Origin of the sequence: Kitasatospora sp. NPDC058046 (assembly GCF_042885595.1) — a bacterium.
Classification (GTDB): Bacteria; Actinomycetota; Actinomycetes; order Streptomycetales; family Streptomycetaceae; genus Kitasatospora.
On the sequence record NZ_JBHVRS010000014.1, the window covers coordinates 236,738 to 260,204 of the forward strand.

At 73.6% G+C, this 23,467-nt stretch carries 16 protein-coding genes; 8 read left to right on the top strand and 8 right to left on the bottom strand.

Going from position 1 to position 23,467, the window contains the following annotated elements; all coding sequences use genetic code 11:
* Positions 1-312: 312 nt before the first annotated feature.
* Positions 313-624: a hypothetical protein gene (locus ACFVU7_RS26995; RefSeq protein ID WP_388047527.1), complete on the bottom strand. Its 312-nt coding sequence runs from the start codon at positions 622-624 to the stop codon at positions 313-315.
* Between the two features lie 456 nt (positions 625-1,080).
* Here ACFVU7_RS26995 and ACFVU7_RS27000 point away from each other — a divergent pair, with 456 nt between their 5' ends.
* Entirely contained in the window at positions 1,081-1,557 is a 477-nt protein-coding gene (locus ACFVU7_RS27000) for a universal stress protein (protein WP_049653914.1), read from the top strand.
* A 195-nt stretch (positions 1,558-1,752) separates the two neighbouring features.
* Here the strand turns inward: ACFVU7_RS27000 and ACFVU7_RS27005 are convergent, their stop codons facing one another.
* The 4 genes from ACFVU7_RS27005 to ACFVU7_RS27020 all read right to left on the bottom strand — a co-directional run bounded on the left by ACFVU7_RS27005 (position 1,753) and on the right by ACFVU7_RS27020 (position 8,245).
* A complete protein-coding gene (locus ACFVU7_RS27005) occupies positions 1,753-2,943 on the bottom strand; it encodes an acyl-CoA dehydrogenase family protein (RefSeq protein ID WP_049653907.1) in 1,191 nt (396 codons plus the stop codon).
* Between the two features lie 178 nt (positions 2,944-3,121).
* On the bottom strand, positions 3,122-4,114 hold the full coding sequence (locus ACFVU7_RS27010; RefSeq protein WP_388047529.1) for a hydroxymethylglutaryl-CoA lyase: 993 nt from the start codon (positions 4,112-4,114) through the stop codon (positions 3,122-3,124).
* Positions 4,111-6,390, bottom strand: a complete 2,280-nt coding sequence (locus tag ACFVU7_RS27015) for a biotin carboxylase N-terminal domain-containing protein (protein ID WP_388047531.1) — start codon at positions 6,388-6,390, stop codon at positions 4,111-4,113. Before ACFVU7_RS27015 ends, ACFVU7_RS27010 begins: the two co-directional genes overlap by 4 nt.
* A 142-nt stretch (positions 6,391-6,532) precedes the next feature.
* Positions 6,533-8,245 carry a carboxyl transferase domain-containing protein gene (locus ACFVU7_RS27020; protein WP_380778055.1) on the bottom strand — a complete coding sequence of 571 codons (1,713 nt, stop codon included), beginning with the start codon at positions 8,243-8,245 and terminating at the stop codon, positions 6,533-6,535.
* 131 nt (positions 8,246-8,376) lie between these two features.
* On the opposite strand from ACFVU7_RS27020, the gene ACFVU7_RS27025 reads away from it, so the two are divergent.
* Together ACFVU7_RS27025 and ACFVU7_RS27030 are read left to right on the top strand one after the other, a co-directional pair.
* On the top strand, positions 8,377-9,078 hold the full coding sequence (locus tag ACFVU7_RS27025; protein ID WP_388047532.1) for a TetR/AcrR family transcriptional regulator: 702 nt from the start codon (positions 8,377-8,379) through the stop codon (positions 9,076-9,078).
* Positions 9,079-9,526: 448 nt separating this feature from the next.
* Positions 9,527-13,591: an ABC transporter transmembrane domain-containing protein gene (locus ACFVU7_RS27030; RefSeq protein WP_388047534.1), complete on the top strand. Its 4,065-nt coding sequence runs from the start codon at positions 9,527-9,529 to the stop codon at positions 13,589-13,591.
* 99 nt (positions 13,592-13,690) lie between these two features.
* Here ACFVU7_RS27030 and ACFVU7_RS27035 read toward each other — a convergent pair whose 3' ends face one another.
* Positions 13,691-14,698: an ATP-grasp domain-containing protein gene (locus tag ACFVU7_RS27035; protein WP_388047536.1), complete on the bottom strand. Its 1,008-nt coding sequence runs from the start codon at positions 14,696-14,698 to the stop codon at positions 13,691-13,693.
* Positions 14,699-14,822: 124 nt separating this feature from the next.
* Here ACFVU7_RS27035 and ACFVU7_RS27040 point away from each other — a divergent pair, with 124 nt between their 5' ends.
* The gene (locus tag ACFVU7_RS27040) at positions 14,823-15,356 is read left to right on the top strand and encodes an NUDIX hydrolase (RefSeq protein WP_049660777.1); all 534 of its coding nucleotides are present in this window, start codon (positions 14,823-14,825) and stop codon (positions 15,354-15,356) included.
* 102 nt (positions 15,357-15,458) lie between these two features.
* Here the strand turns inward: ACFVU7_RS27040 and ACFVU7_RS27045 are convergent, their stop codons facing one another.
* On the bottom strand, positions 15,459-16,652 hold the full coding sequence (locus ACFVU7_RS27045) for a hypothetical protein (RefSeq protein ID WP_388047538.1): 1,194 nt from the start codon (positions 16,650-16,652) through the stop codon (positions 15,459-15,461).
* 309 nt (positions 16,653-16,961) lie between these two features.
* On the bottom strand, positions 16,962-18,074 hold the full coding sequence (locus ACFVU7_RS27050) for an ABC transporter substrate-binding protein (protein WP_388047541.1): 1,113 nt from the start codon (positions 18,072-18,074) through the stop codon (positions 16,962-16,964).
* A gap of 325 nt (positions 18,075-18,399) precedes the next feature.
* On the opposite strand from ACFVU7_RS27050, the gene ACFVU7_RS27055 reads away from it, so the two are divergent.
* The 4 genes from ACFVU7_RS27055 to ACFVU7_RS27070 all read left to right on the top strand — a co-directional run bounded on the left by ACFVU7_RS27055 (position 18,400) and on the right by ACFVU7_RS27070 (position 23,087).
* Complete coding sequence (locus ACFVU7_RS27055; RefSeq protein WP_049657998.1) at positions 18,400-19,974, top strand: APC family permease; 1,575 nt, start codon at positions 18,400-18,402, stop codon at positions 19,972-19,974.
* 269 nt (positions 19,975-20,243) lie between these two features.
* Positions 20,244-21,251 carry a tryptophan--tRNA ligase gene (trpS, locus tag ACFVU7_RS27060; RefSeq protein WP_234348619.1) on the top strand — a complete coding sequence of 336 codons (1,008 nt, stop codon included), beginning with the start codon at positions 20,244-20,246 and terminating at the stop codon, positions 21,249-21,251.
* 122 nt (positions 21,252-21,373) lie between these two features.
* Positions 21,374-22,330, top strand: a complete 957-nt coding sequence (locus tag ACFVU7_RS27065) for an LD-carboxypeptidase (RefSeq protein ID WP_380743341.1) — start codon at positions 21,374-21,376, stop codon at positions 22,328-22,330.
* Positions 22,331-22,412: 82 nt separating this feature from the next.
* Positions 22,413-23,087: a nucleoside/nucleotide kinase family protein gene (locus ACFVU7_RS27070; RefSeq protein ID WP_388047543.1), complete on the top strand. Its 675-nt coding sequence runs from the start codon at positions 22,413-22,415 to the stop codon at positions 23,085-23,087.
* Positions 23,088-23,467 lie beyond the last annotated feature (380 nt).

Here is a 23,467-nt window from a genome sequence, read left to right on the forward strand (position 1 = left end):
ACCGGGACTGTCGGGGCAGGTCGGACGTCACGGTTCGCGACGCGCCGCAACGGATCGTCGCCGATCCATGACAGTCCGGTCACGGTGTCCCGTGGGGCTGTTGCGCCGCCCGGTCCGCTCAGTCAAGCTCCAGGGAACCTCCTTTCCGGAGGGGGCGCGATCGCCTGTGGGCGGGGCGCACAGCCTCGGCGGGCGCATCCCCCTTTCGCGGGAACAACGTCGCTCCGGGGCTTCCTCGCTGGGCGGGGCCCCAAGCCCGTCGTACTCTGAAAGGAACAGGTCACATACGGTGCTGCGCGGCGCAGACCGACGTCATCCCGTGGGCGGGCCTGCTGCCCGGGCAGCGTTGTCCTCCTCTCCTGTCGGCCCCTCTCCATCGAAGAGCCGTGAGCCATGGCTGGTTTTGAGCCTCCCCGACCGGTTGAACCGGACACGTCCCGCAGCATGGACCCGGCCCGCGGGCCTGCCGCCGATCGTTCCGACGGCCGCGCCGAGCTGTGCGCCGACCAGCGCGGCGAGGACGGCCGTGACCACCACAGTGACCACCTTGGCGACGGCCACGACGACCAGGACGGCAGTCACGGTAGTTACGGCAGCCACGGCGACGAACGCGACCGTGGCCATGGCGGCGAACGCGACGGAGGCCGCGGGGACGACAGCGCGGGCGGGTCTGTCGACGGGCCTGCCGACACTGCCGACGAACGAGCCGACGCGCGCGCCGAGGCCTCGGGCCGCATCCCGGGCGTGCGGACGGGCCACGAGCGGGTCGACGACGACAGCGGCGTCGCCGACGACGCGGAAGGGTTCGAGGCGGCCGGAGCGGCCCGCGCGGCCCGGCCGGCGGCCGACGTGCCACAGCCCGCGGAGCCAGGGGAGCCCGGCCCCGGGCGCGACGGCCCGCTGGGCTTCGCACGCGCTCTGCGCGGCCTCGCCCGTCGGGGCAGCCTCGCCCGCCGTGACCGCCCGGGGCCCCGCCAGCGGCGTGGCGAGCCTCCGGCCGACCCCGCCGGGGTTCCGGTGACGGGCCGCCTGGGCCCGGGGGCCGAGTACCCGGAGGCGGCTTCCGGCGCGGCCGGCCCGCTGGGCGGGCCCACCGAGCCGTCCGGGCAGGACACCCCGGCGCCGTCCCTCGACCCGGTGTTCCAGCACGGTGTGGTGGTCGGCTTCGACGGCTCGCTGTCGAGCGAGCGCGCCCTCGCCTACGCCGTCGGCATGGCGCGCCGCTCGCAGTGCGGCCTGGTGATCGTGCACGTCGCCAACCGCCTGCCCGCCACGGTCTGGGCGGGCTGCGAGCCGCCCGTCTTCGTCGACCTCCCCGACCACCGGACCGAGGTCCTCGGCCTGGAGCTCGCCTGCGCGGACTTCCTCACCGGGGTGCCGTGGATCCTGGTCGAGCGCGGAGGGGACATCTGCCACGAGATCGAGGAGGTCGGCCGTGAGTACGCCGCCGACGCGATCGTCGTCGGCACGACGCACGGCCTTCTCGGCAAGATCTTCGGCTCGGTCTCCGGACGGCTGGCGCGGCGGGCCAACCGCCCGGTGATCGTGATCCCCTGAGGCCCTGTTCCGGCGGCTTCTCCCGAAGCCGCCGCGACACCTCCTCCTACGCCTCCTCCTGCTGTTTCCTCCTGACGCCTTCCCCTGACGCCTCCTTCGCCGTGGCGCTCCCCAACTCTCGTCGCGGAGCGGTGTGTTGACCGGTGTGCCGGCCCGGTGGGCGTGGTTCAGGAGGCGACCGTCAGGATGCGGTCGTCACGAACCGACGCCGAGCTCCCGGGCGATGAGCATGCGCTGGACCTCAGACGTGCCCTCCCCGATTTCCAGGATCTTGCAGTCGCGCCAGAAGCGGGCGACCGGGAATTCGTTCATGAAGCCGTACCCGCCGTGGATCTGGGTCGCCTCGCGGGCGTTGTCGACGGCGGCCTCGGACGAGTACAGCTTCGCGATCGCGGCCTCCTTCTTGAACGGTTCGCCGTGTAGCAGCCGGGAAGCGGCGTCCCGCCAGGCCAGGCGGGAGGTGTGGGCGCGCAGCTCCATGTCGGCAAGCTTGAACTGGATGGCCTGGTTGGCGCCGATCGGCCGGCCGAAGGCCCGGCGCTCGCCGGAGTACTTCACGGACTCGTCGACGCAGCCCTGGGCCAGGCCGGTGGCCAGGGCCGCGATCGCGATGCGGCCCTCGTCGAGGATCCGCAGGAACTGGGCGTAGCCTCGGCCACGCTCGCCCAGCAGGTTGGCCGCGGGAACGCGGCAGTCGGTAAAGGACAGTTCGCGGGTGTCGGATGCGTTCCACCCGACCTTCGAGTACTTCTTCGAGACCTGGAAGCCGGGGGTCCCGGTGGGCACGATGATGGAGGAGATCTCCCGTGCAGGCGAGCGGAATTCGCCCTCTTCACTCGAACGAGCGATCGGTTCGGTGAGCGCGGTGACGGTGACCAGGCCGGTGATGTCGGTGCCGGAGTTGGTGATGAAGCACTTGGTCCCGTTGATGACCCACTCGTCGGTGGCCTCGTCGTACCGCGCCGTGGTCCGGGTGGCCCCCGCGTCCGACCCGCCCTCCGGCTCGGTGAGGCCGAAGGCGCCGAGGAGTTCGCCCGAGGTCAGCCGGGGCAGCCACTCGCGCTTCTGCTCCTCGGTGCCGAACCGGTAGATCGGCATCGCTCCGAGCGAGACGGCGGCCTCCAGGGTGATCGCCACCGAGGAGTCCACGCGGGCGAGTTCCTCCAGGGCGAGGCCGAGGGCGAAGTAGTCGCCGCCCATGCCGCCGTACTCCTCCGGGAAGGGCAGGCCGAAGAGGCCCATCCGCCCCATCTCCCGGACGATCTCGTACGGGAACTCCTCCCGCTCGTAGAACTCGCCGATCTTCGGCGCCACCACGTCCTGGGCGAATTCGGCGACGGTGCGCCGCAGTTCCTCGTACTCGCTGCTGAGCCTGTGGTCGAGCATGGTGATCCTCCTGGCGCCCGGCCGGGTCGGCCGCGGACGTGAGCGGGGTGACCGGCGTCCGTCGGACGGTGTGACGGTCGCACGGTGCGATTGAGGGATGGACTGTCGATCGGTGCGGGTGGTGCGGGGCGTCGGCCGGATGGTGCGGGCGGCCGGCGCCGGGGACGGGAGCGGGTGGTCAGCCCCCGGCGGAGCCGAGCAGGGCCTGGACGGTGCGGGACGGGCTCGGGCGGCCGAGGCGCCCGGCCATCCACCCGCTGGTCGCGACGAGGGAGCGCAGGTCGACGCCGGTCCGGATGCCGAGCCCGTGCAGCATCCAGACCAGGTCCTCGGTGGCCAGGTTGCCGGTGGCGCTCTTCGCGTACGGGCAGCCGCCCAGGCCGCCCGCCGAGGCGTCCACCGTGGTGACGCCCTCGCACAGGGCCGCCAGGGTGTTGCTGAGCGCCTGGCCGTAGGTGTCGTGGAAGTGCACGGCGAGCCGGTCGACCGGGACGCCGGCCCGCGCGAAACCCGCCAGCAGGGCGGTGACCTGGCCCGGGGTGGCGACCCCGATGGTGTCGCCGAGGCTCAGCTCCGCGCAGCCCAGCTCCAGCAACTGCACGCCGTACCGGACCACCTGGTCGACCGGGACGGGGCCCTCCCACGGGTCGCCGAAGCACATCGAGAGGTAGCCGCGGACCGCGACCCCGGCCTCGGTGGCCCGGCCCACGACCGGGCGGAACATCGCCATGGCCTCGTCCGCCGAGCGGTTGAGGTTGCGGCGGGCGAAGGTCTCGGTGGCGCTGGCGAACACCGCGATGTCGGCGGCGTGGTGGGCGAGCGCGCGGTCCAGGCCGCGCTCGTTGGGCACCAGCACCGGCAGCCGCAGGCCGGGGTGGAGCTCCGGCAGACCGGCGAGCCGGGGGACCAGCTCCTCGGCGTCGGCCAGCTGCGGTACCCATTTCGGGTGAACGAAGCTGGTGGCCTCGACGGTGCGCAGCCCGGCGGCCGCGAGCCGGGCGATGAACTCGGCCTTGACCTCGACCGGTACCAGGGACTTCTCGTTCTGCAGGCCGTCGCGCGGCCCGACCTCGTGGATCCGGACCTCCTCGGGCAGGCCGGGGGCGCGGACCGGATCGGGCAGGCCCAGGTCGAGGGCGTCGGGCTCGCGGGCGGGGGTGGGGGTGGTCACGACCGCACCTCCGCGGGCCCGGCGGGGACGGTGGCGGCGGCCGGCCCGGCCGGGGCGCCCTCGATCGACGCGTCCTCGACCGGGGTGACCACGACCAGCAGGTCCTCCATCGCGACGGTGGCGCCGGCGGTGGCCCGCAGCTCGGCCACCACGCCGTCGTGCGGTGCGGCGATCACGTGTTCCATCTTCATGGCCTCCAGCACGAGCAGGGGCTGTCCCTTGCGGACCGTCTCGCCCGCCGTGGTCTTGACGACGGTGACGGTGCCGGGCATCGGGGCGGTCAGGGCGCCGTGGTGCGCGCCGGCCCCGGTGGCGCTCTCGACGACCGGGTCGTAGGCGTGCAGCGGCCAGGCGTCGCCCTCGACGCCGAGCCAGGTCGCCGGTCCGGCGGCGGGGCCGGGGGTGGCGTCAGTGGCCAGCGAGAACGTGGTCCGGAGGCCGTCGACGGTCAGGTGCAGCCGGTCGCCGGCCAGGCTCGCGCGGGCGCGGTGCGCGGGGCCCCCGTCGAGCCGGAGCTCCAGCTCGCGGGCGGGCCCGGCGGAATTGTCAGTGGCATCGGCTACGTTGCCCGCAGTGATCGAACGGATGCTCACCGCTACCGGGTCCTGGCCGGGGGTGCGGAGTCGGTGGGTGGTCCAGGCAGGGGTGCCGCCCAGGCGCCAGCCGGAGGGAAGGGAGAACGGGTCGGTCCAGCCGCCGGGATCGGCGGGCGGAGTGAGTTCCAGGTGCCGTGCCAGCGCGGCCGCGTAGTAGAGGAGGTGAACGGGCGACGGCGGTTCGGCCGCCGAGGCCGCGTCGGGGTCGGCCACGTCCGGGTCGGTCGCGTTCGTGGGGGAGTACGGCGAGGTGAGCAGGGCCGGCTGCTCCTGGGCCGTCCGCTCCACGAGGCCGGTGTCCAGCCGGCCGGCGGCGACCTCGGGGTGGGCGAGCAGTCGGCGCAGGAAGCCGGTGTTGGTGGTGACACCCAGGATGCGGGTGTCGGCCAGCGCCGCGCGGAGCCGGCGCAGCGCGGTCGGGCGGTCGGGCCCGTACGCGATGACCTTGGCGAGCATGGGGTCGTAGGCGCTGGTGACGACGGTTCCGGGGGCGACCCCGGAGTCGACGCGGATGCCCTCGCCCCGGGGCTCGTCCAGGGTGAGGATGCGGCCGCCGGTGGGCAGGAAGTCCCGTTCCGGGTCCTCGGCGCAGATGCGGGCCTCGATGGCGTGGCCCAGGAAGGAGATGTCGGACTGGGCGAAGGAGAGCGCTTCGCCGGCGGCGACGCGCACCTGCCACTCGACCAGGTCGAGCCGGGCCGCGTCCGCGCCGACGGCGACGGCGAGCTCGGTGACGGGGTGTTCCACCTGGAGGCGGGTGTTCATCTCCATGAAGAAGAAGTCCCGCACCCCCTCGGCGGCGGAGGCGGGGGCGTCCGGGTCGATGCCGGGAACGATGAACTCCACGGTGCCGGCACCGGTGTAGCCGCAGGACTCCGCGGCGCGGACGGCCGCGGCGCCCATCGCGGCACGGGTCTCGGCGTTGAGGAGAACGGAGGGAGCCTCTTCGATCAGTTTCTGGTGGCGGCGCTGCAGGCTGCACTCGCGCTCGCCGAGGTGGACGGTGGTGCCGTGGGCGTCGGCGAGCACCTGCACCTCGATGTGGCGCGGCCGGTCGACCCAGCGCTCCAGCAGCAGGGTGTCGTCGCCGAAGGCGGTGCGGGCGACGCGGCGGGCGGCGGCGATCTCGGTGGGCAGGTCGGCGCGGTCCCGCACGAGGCGCATGCCCTTGCCGCCACCGCCGGCGGACGGCTTGAGCAGCACCGGGTAGCCGATCTCGTCGGCGGCGGCGACGAGGTCCTCGTCGGTGGGCGCGGTGGCCTGGCTGCCGGGGACCACCGGGACGCCGGCGGCCCGGACGGCCTCCTTGGCGTTGATCTTGTCGCCCATCAGCTCGACCGCACCGGGAGGTGGTCCGATGAAGACGAGGCCCGCGTCGGCGCAGGCGCGGGCGAAGCCGGCGTTCTCGGCGAGGAAGCCGTAGCCGGGGTGGACGGCCTGGGCGCCGGTGCGGCGGGCGGCGGCCAGGATCTGGTCGGTCCGCAGGTACGTCTCGGTCGCCGAGCTGTCGCTGCGGTCGGCCGGGCCGAGCCGGACCGCGACGTCGGCCTCGCGGACGTGCGGCGCGTCGGCGTCCGCGTCGCTGAACACGGCGACCGAACGGACGCCGAGCCGTCGCAGGGTGCGGATCACCCGCAGGGCGATCTCGCCGCGGTTGGCGACCAGAACTGTGTCGAACATGGGAGGCGTTCCTCCGGGTCGAGGGGAGCCGTACGAAGGAGGTGGCGGTGGGCGGTCGGACGCCGGCCCGGGTGGGCCGGCGCCGCGGGGAGTCACACCCGGAAGGGAGGATTCACGGACGCGGGGGTGACACGAGGAGGCGTCACATGCGGAAGACGCCGTACGGAGCGGGCGGCGCCAGCGGGGCGTTGGCGCAGGCGGTGAGGGCGAGACCGACGACGGTGCGGGTGTCCATCGGGTCGATCACGCCGTCGTCCCAGAGCCGGGCGGTGGCGTAGTAGGCGTTGCCCTGGCGCTCGTACTGCTCGCGGACGGGGCGCTTGAACTCCTCCTCCGCCTCGGTCGGCCACTGCTCGCCGTGCGCCTCCAACTGGTCGCGGCGGACGGTGGCGAGGACGGAGGCCGCCTGCTCGCCGCCCATCACGGAGATCTTGGCGCCCGGCCACATCCACAGGAAGCGGGGTGAGTAGGCCCGGCCGCACATCGAGTAGTTGCCGGCTCCGTACGATCCGCCGATCACCACGGTCAGCTTCGGGACGCGGGTGCAGGCGACGGCGTTGACCATCTTGGCGCCGTGCTTGGCGATGCCGCCCGCCTCGTACTGCCGGCCGACCATGAACCCGGTGATGTTCTGGAGGAAGAGGAGGGGGATGCCCCGCTGGTCGCACAACTCGATGAAGTGGGCGCCCTTGAGGGCGGACTCGGCGAACAGCACGCCGTTGTTGGCGACGATACCGACCGGGTGGCCGTGGATCCGGGCGAAGCCGGTGACCAGGGTGGCACCGTACTCGGCCTTGAACTCGGCGAACCGGCTGCCGTCCACCAGCCGGGCGATCACCTCGCGCACGTCGTAGGGCGTGCGCGGGTCGACCGGCACGGCGCCGTACAGGCCGGCCGGGTCGACGGCCGGCGGCTCGACCGGGGTGAGCGGCCACGGCCTGGCCTCGCGCGGGCCGAGCCCGGCCACGATCGTGCGGACGATGGAGAGGGCGTGGGTGTCGTCCTCGGCCAGGTGGTCCGTCACGCCCGAGGTGCGGGAGTGCAGCTCGCCGCCGCCCAGCTCCTCGGCGGTGACCACCTCGCCGGTGGCGGCCTTCACCAGAGGCGGACCGCCCAGGAAGATCGTGCCCTGGTTGCGGACGATCACGGCCTGGTCGCTCATCGCCGGGACGTACGCGCCGCCGGCCGTGCACGAGCCGAGCACGGCGGCGATCTGCGGGATGCCCGCGGCGGAGAGCCTGGCCTGGTTGTAGAAGATCCGGCCGAAGTGGTCGCGGTCCGGGAAGACCTCGTCCTGCATCGGGAGGAAGGCGCCGCCGGAGTCCACCAGGTAGACGCAGGGCAGCCGGTTCTCCAGCGCGACCTCCTGGGCGCGCAGGTGCTTCTTCACCGTCATCGGGTAATAGGTGCCGCCCTTGACGGTGGCGTCGTTGGCGACCACCACCACCTCGCGCCCGGCGACCCGGCCGATGCCGGCGATCACTCCGGCCGCGGGGGCCGCGCCGTCGTACATCCCGTCGGCGGCCAGCGGGGCCAGCTCCAGGAAGGGGGAGGCCGGGTCGAGCAGGGTGTCCACACGGTCGCGGGGCAGCAGCTTGCCGCGTGAGGTGTGCCGGGCGCGGGCCTTGGCGCCGCCGCCCAGGGCGGCCGCGTCGAGCTTCGCGCGCAGCTCGGCGACCAGGGCGCGGTGCGCCTCGGTGTTGGCGCGGTACGCCTCGGAGCCCGGGTCGGCGGAGCTGCCGAGCCGGGGTGCCGGTGCGGCTGCCGCGGACGGGGCGGCGCCGGGCGCCGCCGCCGTGCCCGTCGCTGCGACGAGCCGGACGCCGGTGGGTGTGCCGGCGGTTGAGTTGACCATTCCCAAGAGCTCCCTTGCCCTCGGACCAGGTGGGCAGCCGGGTGCGGTCCGCCCGTGATCGCCACGTTAATTAACGTTAACTTACGCGCCCAGGTTAACGGCCGATAACCCGACTGTCTACGATGGACGGCATGCCCAACGTCCCCGCCGCCTCCGCGCTCCCCCGCCGTGACCAGATCCGCCGGGAGGCCGCGAGGCTGTTCGCCGCCCGGGGCTTCCTCGGCGTGGGCGTGGACGAGATCGGCAAGGCCGTCGGCATCAGCGGCCCCGCGCTCTACCGCCACTTCGCCGGCAAGGACGCGATGCTCGCGGACCTGCTGATCGGCATCAGCGAGCGCCTGCTGGACGAGGGGCGCCGCCGCGCGGGCGGCGGCGAGGGCCCGGCCGCCACGCTGGACGCGCTGATCAGCGGCCACGTCGACTTCGCGCTGGGCGACCGGGACCTGATCACCCTGCACGACCGCGAGCTGCTGAACCTCAAGGAGGAGGACCGGCGCACCGTCCGCCGGCTCCAGCGCGGCTACGTCGAACTGTGGGTGGACGTGGTCCGGCAGGCCTACCCGCCGCTGGCCGACCCCGCCGCCGAGCCGGTGGCCCGGGCCGCCGTGCACGCCGTCTTCGGCCTGATCAACTCGACCCCGCACAGCCTCGGCCCGAACCCCGATCAGGGCGAGCGCGCCGCCCTGCAGCGCGACGGCATGGCCGCCCTGCTCCACGCCCTCGCCCACGGCGCGTTCGCGGCGGCCGCGGGCTCGGCCGGCGGCCCCGGCGTCCCTGTCGTCCCCGGCGCCGTTGTCGCTCCCGTCGGCGGTCCGGCGGCCGCGGAGGCCTGAGCCCGCATCCCCGGCCCCGGCTCCGGCTCCGACCACGGTTCCGGTTGCGCCCTCGGCTCCGTTCCCGGCTCCGTTCCCGGCTTCGTTTTCGACGAAGAGCGGTCCGGCGGAGAATGGTCGGGAGCGAAGGTCTGCCGGTGAACGTCCCCATCGGTAGCCCGCCCGGAGCCCGCCCGGAGCCCGCCCCGTTGGCCCGTCCGGAGGCCTAGTCCCAAAGGACGGCGCCCGTCCGCCCGTGGCCGCTGGGTGTCGCGAGGGTCGTCGGCGACTCTGGAAATGCCCGGGCGGAGTGGGCCATGTGAGTGTTCGGCCGGGAATCACCGCAGGCCATCGACTGTTGGCGAGTCCGCCGGACCGGATGATCCGGGCTGTCAGGGCCCGTTCCGAACCCGTCCGGGGCGGAAAACGCCGTGGCGACCACCCGACGAAATGGTTAGCATCCCTAAATATGCCTGAGACTCACGGATCCACGGTGGAGCAATCCCCGAGCGGCCCCCCGGCCCCCGGCACGACCCCGGAGGCCCCCGTCGACAGCCCGCAGGCCGCCGTCGGGAACACCGGGCCGGCCGCCGAAGACGCCGAGCCCGCCCCCGACAACGTCCGGCCCGCCGCCAAGAGCGCCGAGGCTTCTGAGCCCGCCCCCCAGAGCGCCGCCGAGTCGGCCGGCTGGCTCAGCCGCCTGGTCGGCTACAGCTGGCGGTCCCGCCGCAGCCTGCTCTTCGCCTTCGGAGCCTCGCTCCTCGGCATGGCCGTCACCGCGCTGGTGCCGCTGGTCACCAAGCTGATCATCGACGACGTCATCGTCGCCCGCACCCGTTCGCTGGTCCCCTGGGCGGTGGTGCTGCTGCTCGCGGCCCTCGTGGTCTTCGGCTGCACCCAGGTCCGCCGCTACTACGGCGGCCAGCTCGCGGTGGACGTCCAGCACGAGATGCGCAGCGACCTGTTCCGCTCGCTCGGACGGCTGGACGGCCACCGCCAGGACCGGCTGGACACCGGGCAGGTGGTGGGGCGCGCGACCTCCGACCTCCAGCTGGTCAACGGCCTGCTCTCGATGCTGCCGATGATGACCGGCTACCTGCTGATGTTCGTCATGTCGCTGGTCGTGATGGTCTGGCTGTCCCCGCCGCTCACCCTGATCACCGTGGTCATGGCCCCCGCGCTGTGGTGGGTCTCGGCGTTCAGCCGCAAGCGCCTCTTCCCCGCCACCTGGGCCGCCCAGCAGGAGGCGGCGGCCGTCGCGGGCGTGGTGGACGGCGCGATCGGCGGCGTCCGCGTCGTCAAGGGCTTCGGCCAGGAGGCCCAGGAGCTCGACAAGCTGGAGACGGCCTCCCGCAACCTCTTCGCGGCCCGGCTCCGGTCGATCCGGCTCAACGCCCGCTACAACCCGGCGATGCAGGCGATCCCGGCGCTCGCCCAGGTCGGCGTCCTGGCCTTCGGCGGCTGGCTGGCCGTCGACGGCAGGGTCACCCTCGGGACCTTCGTCGCCTTCTCCACGTACGTCGCCCAGATGACCGGCCCGGTGCGGATGCTGACCATGGTCATCACCGTCGGCCAGCAGGCCCGGGCCGGGGTGGAGCGCGTCCTGCAGCTGATCGACGAGCGCCCGCTGGTCCAGGAGCGTCCGGACGCCCGCACCCTGGACCTCGCGCACGGCGAGAGCCCGGAGAGCGCGCCGCAGAGCACTCCGGGAGGAGCGCTCGTCGGCCCGCGGACCCCCGACATCGCCCTGGAGTTCGACCGGGTCGAGTTCCGCTACGACCCCGAGCACCCCGCCCCCGTCCTGCACGGCCTCAGCCTGAAGCTGGCCCCCGGCGAGACCCTCGCCCTGGTCGGCGCCTCCGGCTCCGGCAAGTCGACGGTGGCCCAGCTGGTGCCCCGCTTCTACGACCCGGCCGCCGGCACCGTCCGCCTGTACGGCCACGACCTGCGCGACCTCACCCTGGACTCGGTCCGCGCGACGGTCGGCATCGTCCCCGAGGAGAGCTTCCTCTTCTCCGAGACGGTCCGCACCAACATCGCCTACGGCCGCCCGGACGCGACGGACGAGCAGGTGGTCGCCGCCGCCCGCGCCGCCCAGGCCGACGAGTTCGTCCGCGCGCTGCCGGACGGCTACGACACCAAGGTCGGCGAGCAGGGCCTGACGCTCTCCGGCGGCCAGCGCCAGCGCATCGCGCTGGCCCGGGCGATCCTCACCGACCCCCGGATCCTGCTGCTGGACGACGCCACCTCGGCGGTCGACCCGCAGATCGAGGCGGAGATCCACGACGCGCTGCGCTCGGTGATGACCGGCCGCACCACGCTGCTGATCGCCCACCGCCGCTCGACCCTGCAACTCGCCGACCGGATCGCCGTGCTGGAGCGCGGCCGGCTGCTGGACCTCGGAACGCACGAGGAACTCGAAGCCCGATGTCCCCAGTACCGGGCCCTGATCACCGATCCCGAGGCCGGTCACGCCGACCGGCAGTCCGCCCTCGAAGCGGCGTCCGACGAGCCGGCGTCCGCAGAGGCACCCGGAACCCCCGTAGCCGGCGGAACCACCGCAACCGGCGCAACCCCCGCAACCGGCGCAACCCCCGGAACCGGCGCAACCCCCGGAACCCCGGCGACCCCGGCCGCCCCCGCCCTCCCCACCCCCGCCCTGGCCAAGGCCGCCCGCACCGCCGACCCCGACCTGCTGGACAAGGTCGCGGCCCTCCCGCCCGCCTCCGACGTCCCGGCCGTCCCCCGCGCCGAGGCCGAGGCCGGTGACCCCGACTTCAGCCTGAGCCGCCTGCTGCGCCCCTTCCGCACCCCGCTGCTCATCGCCCTCCTGCTGGTCGCCCTGGACGCGGCGGCCGGGCTGGTGCTGCCGGTGCTGATCCGGCACGGCATCGACGAGGGCGTCCGCAAGGGCCTGATGTCCGGCGTCGCGGTGGCCTCGCTGGCCGCTCTCGTCGTGGTCCTGCTGGACTGGGTGGTGCAGAGCGCCGAGAACCGGGTCAGCGGCCGTACCGGCGAGCGGGTCCTCTACACACTCCGGCTCAAGATCTTCGCCCACCTCAACCGGCTCGGCCTGGACTACTACGAGCGCGAGCTGACCGGCCGGATCATGACCCGGATGACCACCGACCTGGACTCGCTGACCTCCTTCCTCCAGACCGGCATGGTCACCGCCGTGGTCAGCCTGCTGACCTTCGCCGGGATCTTCGCCGCCCTGCTGATCATCGACGCCGGCCTGGCCCTGGTGGTCTTCGCGGTCCTGCCGCTGCTGGTGATCGCCACCCTGGTGTTCCGCAAGAAGTCCAAGGACCAGTACGAGCGCTCCCGCGACCTGATCAGCACCGTCAACGCCGACCTCCAGGAGAACGTGGCCGGCATGCGGATCGTCCAGGCCTTCCGCCGCCTGGACACCAACACCGACCGCTTCGTGGCCCGCGGCATCGCCTACCGCGAGGCCCGGGTCCGGGCCCAGCTCTACATCTCGCTGTACTTCCCGTTCGTCCAGTTCCTCTCCAGCGTGGCCGCCGCGCTGGTGCTGATCGTCGGCGCCTCCCGGGTCGACGCCGGGACGCTGACGGTCGGTGCGCTGGTCGCGTACCTGCTCTACATCGACCTGTTCTTCGCGCCGGTCAACCAGCTGTCCCAGGTGTTCGACGGGTACCAGCAGGCCTCGGTGGGCCTCGGCCGCATCCGCGAGCTGCTGCGCACCCCGACCGCCACCGCCGAGGCGGCCGACCCGGTCCCGGTGGCCGGGGGCCTGCGCGGCGAGATCTCCTTCGAGGGGGTCGGCTTCGCCTACAACGGCGGCGCGGACGGCGCCCCGACCGTGCTGAGCGGCGTGGACCTGCACATCCCGGCCGGACAGACGGTGGCGCTGGTCGGCGAGACCGGCGCCGGCAAGTCGACGCTGGTGAAGCTGGTCGCCCGGTTCTACGACGCGACGGAGGGCACCGTCCGGGTGGACGGGGTCGACCTCACCCGCTACGACCTGGCGCAGTACCGCCACCGCCTGGGCGTGGTGCCGCAGGAGGCGTACCTCTTCGCGGGCACGGTCCGCGAGGCGATCGCCTACGGCCGGCCGGGCGCCTCGGCGGCCGAGGTGGAGGCGGCGGCCCGGGCGGTCGGCGCGCACGACATGATCGTCCGGCTCTCGGACGGCTACGACCACGAGGTGGCCAGCCGCGGGCGCAACCTCTCGGCGGGCCAGCGCCAGCTGATCGCGCTGGCCCGGGCCGAGCTGGTCGACCCGGACATCCTGCTGCTCGACGAGGCCACGGCGGCGCTCGACCTGGCCACCGAGGCGGCCGTCAACCAGGCCGCGGACCGGCTCAGCGGCGGCCGGACCACCCTGGTCATCGCCCACCGCCTGACCACCGCCGAGCGCGCCGACCGGGTGGTCGTGCTGGACCACGGCCGGGTGGTCGAGGACGGCACGCACACCGAACTGCTCGCCCGGGGCGGCACCTACAGCCGGCTCTGGCAGGCGTTCATCGCCGACGGCCACCCGGTGGCCGAGGCCGTCGCCGCCGGGTAGGGCGGCCCCGCACCCGGAGGCCCGCACGCGTGGCCCCGAACCCGGAGCCCGAACACTCCGAACTGCCTGACGGTCCCTCCCGCGCGGACCGTCAGGCAGTCAGGCGGTGATCAGCGCGGCCAGCAGCTCCGAGGCGTCGATCCCGCGCGGCAGGTCGCTCACCTGCCCGTCCCCGACCTCGACCACCCGCCAGCCGGAGCCGTCCGCCCGGCTGGCGAGGTCGGTGGTCACGAAGCGGCAGCCGAGCCGGCGGACCAGCGCCGGGACGTCGGTGAGGTCGGGCTCGACGGCCCGGCGCGGGGCGTCCGGGTGCGGCCCGACCAGGACGGGTCGGCCGTCCAGCCACCACACCCGGGCCTCCACGGCCCGCCCGCCGCTCCCCGGCGCGCCGCCGTCCGCCCGCTCCGGCCCGGCCGCACCAGCCGTACAGGCCGCACCGCCCGTACGGCTCGCACCGTGCGCGCCGTACGCGCCGACCGGTCCCGCCGCCGGGAGGTCCGCGCCCTTGAACTCCTCGTACCGCCGCAGCACCACGCCGCCCGCCAGGAACTCGCCCTGTAGTTCGACGAACCGTCCGACCACCCGGCCGACGGCCGCCAGGTCGGCCAACTCGGGTACGTAGCAGGCCTCGTACCACTCGTGCTTGCGCGACTTCACGTAGTCCTTGACGATCGCCGGCCCGCGCCCGCCGAGCCGGGCCGCGGCCTCCGCCAGCTCCGCCGGCCCGGGCGCCACCGGTCCCTCGGACGGGATCCACGCGCTGGCCGGGGTCGCGCCCTCGAACACGCCGTACCAGCCGGGCAGTTCATGGGCGGCCGCGTACCCGGGCGCGCTGGTCAGCAGGGTGCCGCCGCGGGCGGTGAGCGCGGCGGCGAAGTCGGCGTACCGGGCGGAGGGCAGCATCCAACCCCGGTACCAGAGCGGGCCGCTGTCCCGCGGCACCCGCAGCACGGCCTCCTCGGCCCGCCCGGCGAGCAGCCCGTCGTGGTCGACCAGGTGCAGCTCGCCGCCCAACTCCCGCAGGGTCCTGGCCTCCCAGGCGAAGTGCGGGTCGGGCCGGCGCGGGTTGAGCGGATCGGCGGGGAAGATGATCGCGGGTGCGGGCATGGCCGCCAGGGTACGGCGGACCGGTGGGCCCGGCGCCCGCCACGACGGACCGGCCGGCTCGTGCACTCGACCGGAGTGCCGAAACCGCTCGACGGCCCCGGATGGTCGCTGGGAGAGTGACCCGATGCGAAATCTGCTGCGCCCCCGCAAACGCAGGCCGAGGCAGGCCGCCCGCACGGTGGTCCTGGACGGGAACGGCTCGGTATTCCTGCTCCGTTCGGACAACGACGAGGTCGGCGTGCACTGGACCATGCCGGGAGGTGGCCTGGAACCGGGCGAGACCCCATGGGACGGCGCCCGGCGCGAGCTGTGGGAGGAGACGGGCTGGAGCGACCTCGAACCCGGCCCGCTGCTCTGCACCTGGGAGCACGACTTCACCTGGCACGGCACCCCGGTCCGCCAGCACGAGCACATCTACCTCACCGGCGGCCCGCACCGCGGTCCGGTCGGCGACGTCAGCGCGGTGCACGCCGTCGACCGGATCCTGGACTGGCGCTGGTGGACCCCGGCCGACCTCGCCGACGAGAACGCCGACGCGCTCTGGCCGCCCGCGCTGCCGGAACTGCTGGACGCGGTCCGGACGGGCTGGGCCGTGGACGGGCGGCCGCCGGTGCCCGTCGACCTCGGGTACATCCCGAACGCCCCGGCCACCCGCTAGGCCCGCCGAGTCCGCCAGACCTGCTCGGCCCGCCTGGCCGGCCTGGCTGGCCAAGCCCGCCGGGCCCGCTCGGCCAGTCGCCGAACGGGCCCGGCGGAGCGGTCAGGTGCGCCCGCCGCGCCGGGGCCGCCCGGCCGGACCGGGTTCCCAGCCGTGCAGCTCCAGCTCCCGGTCGTGCAGTGCGGCGGGGTTCATCAGCACCGTCAGCTGGGCGCCGGCCAGCTGCTCGAGGTCGAGCCCGGTGGCGGACAGCAGCTGCTCGGTCGGCACCGAGACGGCGATGGCGGGCCGCCAGGAGGGCAGTACCACCAGGCAGGTGCCGCGGCCGACCCGGATCGGCTGGGCCGCCACGCGGACCGGTGCGCGCTCCTCCGGGCGGCCGAGGGCCTCGGCGGGCCCGGGGCTGCCGCCGATCAGGATGCCGAGCGGCGGTTCGGCCCACGAGACCGCTGCGGCGGACCCGACGGCAGCGGCGTCGACGGCACCGGTGTCGACAGCAGAAGGGGCGGCAGCGTCGGCCCCACCCCCGATGCCAGTCCCGAACGACGGCGTCCGCGCCGCGACTTCCGCCGCATCGGCGGGTTCGCCCACCCTGTCAGGGGCCCCCGGCAGGGCCGGCCCTGCCGGGCCGGACGCGGCCGTCTCCCGTGCGGTCGCCTCCTGCCCTGTCCGGGAGGCCTGCGGGTGCATCCGGCGCAGGCGCCGGGAGGGTGACGGCCGCCGGGATCCCAGGATCCGCGGCTCCTCGTGCGCCGGGCGCTGCGCCGGGACGGACGGGCCGCCCTCCGCCGTTGCGGTGGCGGGCCCGAACCGGACGAACCCGTCCTCGGCCTCCGCGTCGAGGCCGAGCAGGGCCCGCACCTCCGCGACCGGTCGGCGGCACGTGGCCGCCAGCTCGGCGACGGAGCGGCCCTGGAAGTGCGCGGCCCGCAGCCGCTCGGCGAACGCCGCCCGCAGCCGTGCCGTGGTCGGATCATCGTCATGCGGGTCGCCGTCCGTCCGGTCGCCGTCCGCCGGTCCGCCACCGGCCTCCGGAGCGGCCGCGGGCAGGACGGGCGGCGCCTCCGCGTCGTACCGGCTGCGCGGCTGCGGCACCGAGTCGGGGCGGGCCGTCGCCTCCGGGCTGCCGGGCGCGGCCGCACCGGGCTCGGTGGCGGTCGCGATCGAGCACATCGGCACGGCCGAGCCGGGCGAGCCGGGCGAGCCGGTCGGGGCGGGCGGGGGCGAGGATCCGGCGCTGTCCCGGGGCGGGCCGGGCAGGGACGGGTCGGTTGCGGAGGGGTGGAGCGAGGTCATCTGCGGGCCCTTCGGGAAACGGTCCCGACGATCCTCCCGCACCACGCGATCAGCTCCAAGCGTCCAACCCGGTGGTGTGCGCGATACCACCGCGACACCGCCGCGATACCACCACGGAATCACCCGGGGACCGTCGCGGGCCCACCCGGGGATCGCCCAAGACGGCGCCGGGCGGGCACTGTTGCCGTACGACCGGAACGCCGCCCCGTTCCGCCCGCCGACGCCGACCAGGCCCGGCCGGCCGGGTTCACTCCGGGCTCACACCCGGGCTCACCCGACGGACTCACCCGGCGGATTCACCTGCCTGGCTCAACTGCCGGGCGCGACAAAGCCCTTGAGGTCGTTGAGCACCACGTTCGCCGCCATGACGCCGAGCCCGAGGAACCAGGTCTCATCCGAAACCGGCCGGGCCTGACCGGACTTGACCGCACCGAGCGTCTTCCAGAGCGCGCCGCCGAGCACCGCGTCCTGGTTGGTCGAGCTGGGGCTGCCGTACACGCCGTAGAAGATCCAGTCGGCGTCGGCCTTGTCGATCTGCTCCGGGCTGACCTCCACCGCGAGCTCCTTGACCTGCTCGATCGCGGGCTGCGGCAGCGGCACGTCGGTGAGGATGGTGCCGATGAAGGAGAGCTCCGCGTAGAGCCGGGTGCGGCCCGGCATGAAGCGCAGCGGGGTGATGGTGGGCCGCTTGTCGCCGAGCTTCGCGCCGATCGCCGCGGCGGCCGCCTGGTACGCGTCGAGCTGGGTCTTGGCCTCGGCCTCCAGGCCGAAGGCGCTCGCGTTGAGCAGGAAGTTCTGCTTCCACGGGTAGCCGGGGCGCAGCGAGAAGACGGTCGGCGCGATCTTGGAGAGCTGCGCGTACTGGTCCTGGGCGCGCAGCTGACTGCCGAGGATCAGGTCCGGCTTGAGCGCGGCGATGGCCTCCAGGTTGAGGCTGTTGATGGTGCCGACGGCGGCGGGGCTGCCGGCCTTGTCCTTGAGGTAGGACGGCAGGGACTTGGAGCCGTCGGTGTACACGATGCCGACCGGCTGGATGCCGAGGGCGACGACGTTGTCGAGCTCGCCGGTGTCCAGCACCACGACCCGGGTGGGCCTGGCCGGGAGCACCGTCTCGCCCATCGCGTGCCTGAGGGTGCGCGGGTAGACGCCGGGGGCGGCGTCGGTGCCGAAGCCCTTCATCTTCTCGATCACGGCGGCGTAGTCGTCCCCGCCCTGCTTGACCGACTTCTGGTTCAGGGAGGAGCCGCCGACGGCCGGGGTCGAACCGCTGCTGCCCGACCCGCCCGATCCGCCGGAGCTGCCGCAGGCGGTGAGGAGTCCGCCGAGGCCGAGCACCGCCCCGCCGGCGATCCCGGCGGTGAGGAACCGGCGACGGCCGGAGGTGCGGGGGGAGAGGACCGGGTCGTCGGAGGTGGGGGGCACGCGACGCTCCTTTCACGATCGAAATTAGGTTAGGCAAACCTATCCGACTCGGGGAGCGGTGGGGGGAGCGGCCCGTCCGGGCCGGGGGGCAAACCTGGTCGAACCTTGGCAAAAGGGAGAAATTTTCTTGGCCCAACTCCTTTGAAACAAAGGTACATGGGTTAACAAGCCGTAAATACATCCACCCGAACAGCCGTCACGAGAACGAATCGAAGCAAGTGGTTTAGATCACCAAGGGTTGGTCTACTCAACCTTCCACGCCCGCCTCTAGGGTGCGCTGGTGTTTGATCAGCAGCTCTCAGAGCACACGAGCAGCGGCCGGGCAATGGCGCCCGGCGCTCCGCAGGGTGCCCCGGTCAGTGGCATCAGTGGTGGGGTCCCCGTCGATCAGGGGACCGCTGGGGGAGCGGGGGACAAGGGTCTACGGGGCGGTTCCGTCGGCCTGCTGAGCAGTGTGGTGCTGGGCGTCTCGACGGTCGCCCCGGTCTACTGCCTGACCGCCACACTCGGCCCGACCGTCACCGCGGTCGGGGTGCAGATGCCGGCGGTGTTCCTGGCCGGCTTCCTGCCGATGCTGCTCGTCGCGTTCGCGTACAAGGAGCTGAACAAGGACTTCCCGGACTGCGGCACGTCCTTCACCTGGGGCGTCCGGGCCTTCGGTCCCCGGGTCGGCTGGATGGCCGGGTGGGGCCTGACGGTGGCGACCATCATCGTGCTCTCCAACCTGGCCGGGGTCGCGACCGACTTCCTGTACCTGATGCTCGGGGAGATGACCGGCAGCAGCTGGGTCACCGAACTCGACCAGAACAAGGCCGTCCACCTGCTCACCGTGGTCCTGCTGATCGCCGGCGCCACCGCGATGAGCTACCGGGGGATGACCGCCACCAAGTGGTTCCAGTACAGCCTGGTCGGCCTCCAGCTGGCCGTGCTGCTGCTCTTCTCCGTCATCGCCATCGGGAAGGCCGCCTCCGGTGACCTGCCCGACTCGATCGGTTTCTCCTTCTCCTGGCTCAACCCGCTCGAGGTCAGCTCGTTCAGCGCGTTCACCGCCGGGCTGTCGCTGTCGATCTTCATGTACTGGGGCTGGGACACCTGCCTGACCATGAACGAGGAGACCCAGGGCAGCGCCAAGACCCCCGGCCGCGCCGCGATGATCTCCATGGTCACCCTGGTCGGCTCGTACCTGCTGGTCGCGATCGCCTCCCAGATGTTCGCGGGCGTCGGCAGCACCGGCAACGGCCTCGGCAACCCGGCCACCGCCGACAACGTCTTCTCCGCGCTGGCCCGTCCGGTGCTCGGCTCGCCGTGGAGCATCCTGCTCTTCCTGGCCGTCGTCGCCAGCGCCGCCGCCAGCCTGCAGACCACCTTCATCCCGGTGGCCCGCACCCTGCTCGCGATGAGCGCCTACCGCGCCGTGCCGCCGCGCTTCGGCGCCGTCCACCCGCGCTTCCGCACCCCCGGCTACGCCACCGTCGCGGCGGGCATCGCCACCGCGGTCTTCTACGTCGGGATGAGCCTGATCAGCGAGAACGTCGTCCAGGACACCATCCTGGCGCTCGGTCTGATGATCTGCTTCTACTACGCGCTGACCGCCTTCGCCTGCGTCTGGTACTTCCGCGGTTCGCTGCGCACCGGTGTCCGCGCGCTGCTGCTCAAGGGCGTCGCCCCGTTCGTCGGCGGCGTGCTGCTCACCGCGGTCTTCCTCCAGACCCTCACCGACGCCTGGGCCCCCGACTACGGCAGCGGTTCGGTCTTCGGCATCGGCTCGGTCTTCGTGATCGGCGTCGGCATCCTGCTGCTCGGCGCGGGCCTGATGACCTGGTACGGCTTCATCCGGCCGGAGTTCTTCCGCGGCGAGACGCTGCACAAGGACACCCCGGCACTGGTCGTGGAGGACTGACTGCCGCTACCGTGGGGCGCATGAAGCGCTTCATCGGCCTGTGCTGGTGGCCGTCCTAGGACGGTCACACCACTCGCCTGAGCAGGGCCGTCCGGGATGGACGGCCCTGCTGCGTTTTCCGTAGGACGGGCCCCTCGCCCCGGACGGCCGCCACCACCGCCGTACCGAGGAGAGACACCTTGACCACCGCCACCGTCCCTACCGCCACCGTCCCCACCACTGCCGGTCCCGCCGCCGCCGCGGCCACCGCCGTCGCCGCCGCGTCCGTCCTGTCCGACGACCCGGCAGCCCACCGCGTCCTCACCGGGGACCGCCCCACCGGACCGCTCCACCTCGGCCACTACTTCGGCACCCTGCGGAACCGGGTCCGGCTCCAGGACCAGGGCGTCGAGATGTTCGTCGTGGTCGCCGACTACCAGGTCATCACCGACCGCGACCTCGCCGACCGGCTCGCCGAGCACACCGAGAACCTCGTCCTCGACTACCTCGCCGCCGGCCTCGACCCCGAGCGGGCGACGATCTTCCCGCACAGCGCCGTCCCCGCCCTCAACCAGCTGCTGCTCCCCTTCCTCAGCCTGGTCAGCGTCGCAGAGCTGGGCCGCAACCCCACCGTCAAGGACGAGATCACCCACTCCCGGCAGTCCGCCGTCAGCGGGCTGATGTTCACCTACCCCGTCCACCAGGCCGCCGACATCCTCTTCTGCAAGGCCGACCTGGTCCCGGTCGGCCAGGACCAGCTGCCCCACCTCGAAGTCGCCCGCACCGTCGCCCGCCGCTTCAACGAGCGCTACCCGCACGCCGACGGCAGCGCCGTCTTCCCCCGCCCGCAGGCCCTGCTCTCCGAAGCCCCGATGCTGCTCGGCACCGACGGCGGAAAGATGAGCAAGAGCCGGGGCAACGCCGTCGCCCTCGGCGCCACCGAGGACGAGACCGCCCGGATCATCCGTGGCGCCAGGACCGACGCCGACCGCCGGATCGGCTACGACCCGGTCGACCGGCCCGAGGTCTCCAGCCTCGTCCTGCTCGCCGCCCTCTGCCAGGACCGGGCCCCCGAGGCCGTCGCCGAGGAGATCGGCGACGGCGGCGCCGCCGCGCTCAAGCGCACCGTCACGGAGTCCGTCAACGAGTTCCTCCGCCCGCTGCGCGCCCGCCGCGCCGAACTCGCCGCCGACCGGGGCCACCTGCGGCAGGTCCTGCGCGACGGCGCCGAGCGGGCCAACGCCGTCGCCGACGCCACCCTCGCCGAGGTGCGGGAGGTGATGGGGGCGGCGATCTGAAGAGCCCTCACGCCGGCCGGCGGACATCGGCCGGTCGGCACGGGGCATATCGTCACCGGGCGGTCGCGGCCACGGCGCGACCGCCCGAACCCCGCTTCCGCGTCCGAAAGGTGGCCCGGCCCATGGACCAGCACCCGACCACACCCGGCCAGGGGCTGACCCGCCCGCCGCACCTGCGCCCCGGCGACCACGTCGCCGTCGTCGCCCCCAGCGGTCCCGTCGACGCCGAACGTCTCACCGCCGGGTGCGCGATCCTCCGCTCCTGGGGGCTCCGCGTGACCGTCGCCCCGCACGTCCTCGACACCCACCCCACCCTCGGCTACCTGGCCGGCACCGACGCCGACCGCGCCGCCGACCTCCAGACCGCTTGGCTCGACCCCACCGTCGACGCCGTCATCTGCGCCCGCGGCGGGTACGGCGTGCACCGCATCGTCGACCTGCTCGACTGGACCGCGATGCGCGCCGCCGCCCCCAAGCCCTTCATCGGCTTCAGCGACGTCAGCTCCCTGCACGAGGCCTTCGCCCGGCGGCTCGGCCTCGCCACCCTGTACGGACCGCTGGCCGCCGGCGCCTCCTTCGTCTCCGACGGCCCGACCGCCGAGCACCTGCGCCGCACCCTCTTCGACCCCGCCGCCGTCACCGTCCTCACCTCGCCCACCGCCGCCCCGCTCGTCCCCGGCCGCGCCCGCGGCGTCACGGCCGGCGGCTGCCTCCACGTCCTCACCGCCGAGCGCGGCACGCCCGCCGCCCGTCCCTCGTACGAGGGCGCCGTCCTGCTGCTCGAAGACGTGAACGAGCACCCCTACCAACTCGACCGGCTGCTGACCCAGCTCCTGCGCTCCGGAGCCCTCGACGGCGTGGCCGGCCTGGCCCTCGGCTCCTGGGAGGGCTGCGGACGGCCCCAGCGGGTCCGGGACGTGATGCTCGACCGGCTCGGCGGGCTCGGCGTCCCCGTGCTCTGGGAACTGGGCTTCGGCCACTGCCCCTCCACCCTCACCGTCCCGCTCGGCGTGCCCGCCCTGCTCGACGCCGACGCCGGCACCCTCACCCTGGACCTGCCCGCCCTCGCCGACCGCTGAGCAAAGCCGACCGCCGAGCAAAGAGGTGCACTGAGCAAAGAGGCGCACTGAACAGGAGGCGCGCGCTGAGTAGGGTGCGGCCATGAACGAGGACCGCCTCACCGCCCTTGCCCTCGGCTTCCTCCGAGGCCCGGGCAGCAACGCCCGTACGATCCTCGGACTTGCCGGCCCGCCCGGCGCCGGCAAGTCCACCCTGGCCCGCCACCTGGTCGCCGAGGTCGAGCGGGCCGAAGGCCCCGGCACCGCCGCCTACGTCCCGCTCGACGGCTTCCACCTCTCCGGCGCCCAGCTCGACCGCCTCGGCCTGACCCACCGCAAGGGCGCCCCGGCGACCTTCGACGCCCACGGCTACGTCGCCCTGCTGCGCCGGATCGCCGGCGACCGGTTCCAGGACATCTACGTCCCGGACTTCGACCGCACCCTGGACGAGCCGGTCGCCGCCCGCCACGTGGTCCGCCCGCGGACCCGGCTCGTCATCACCGAGGGCAACTACCTCGCCTCCGCCGAAACGCCCTGGCCCGACGCCCGCCGCCTGCTGCACGAGCTCTGGTACGTCCACGCCGAGGACGAGGTCCGCGAGGAGCGCCTGCTCCGGCGGCACCGCGACGGCGGCCGTGACGAGGCCACCGCCCGCCACTGGGTCACCGGCAACGACCACCCCAACGGCGAGTACGTGAAGCCGGGCCGGGCGCTCTGCACCCGCACCGTCTCCGGGACGGGTTTGCCTCCGGCGCCGGACAGGGGTAGTGTTTCCTAGTCGCTCGGCAGGGAGCACCGGACACGCGTCTGCGCGGACGGTCCCGGAGCGGCCAATCCTCTGAAACACCACTTCCGGTTCGTGCCGGTCGTTTGCGCTTTTCGGCGCTGCGACCTGGTGCTTATTCGGCGTGCTCGTTTTATCGGGTTGCGGTCGGATTCGCTTTTCGGAGCGGGGATCGGCTAGAGTTTGAAACGTCGGACAGGGCGTCAAACCCCGGAAGACACCGGCGAGTTGGATGAACGAAGCCCCGGAAACGGAGCGGAAAACATCTGATAAGCTGGAAACACGAAAGAACGAAGCCCGGAGGGTCCGCTGGAAGGCGGTCCGAAGGAAGCGTCCGTTCCTTGAGAACTCAACAGCGTGCCAAAAGTCAACGC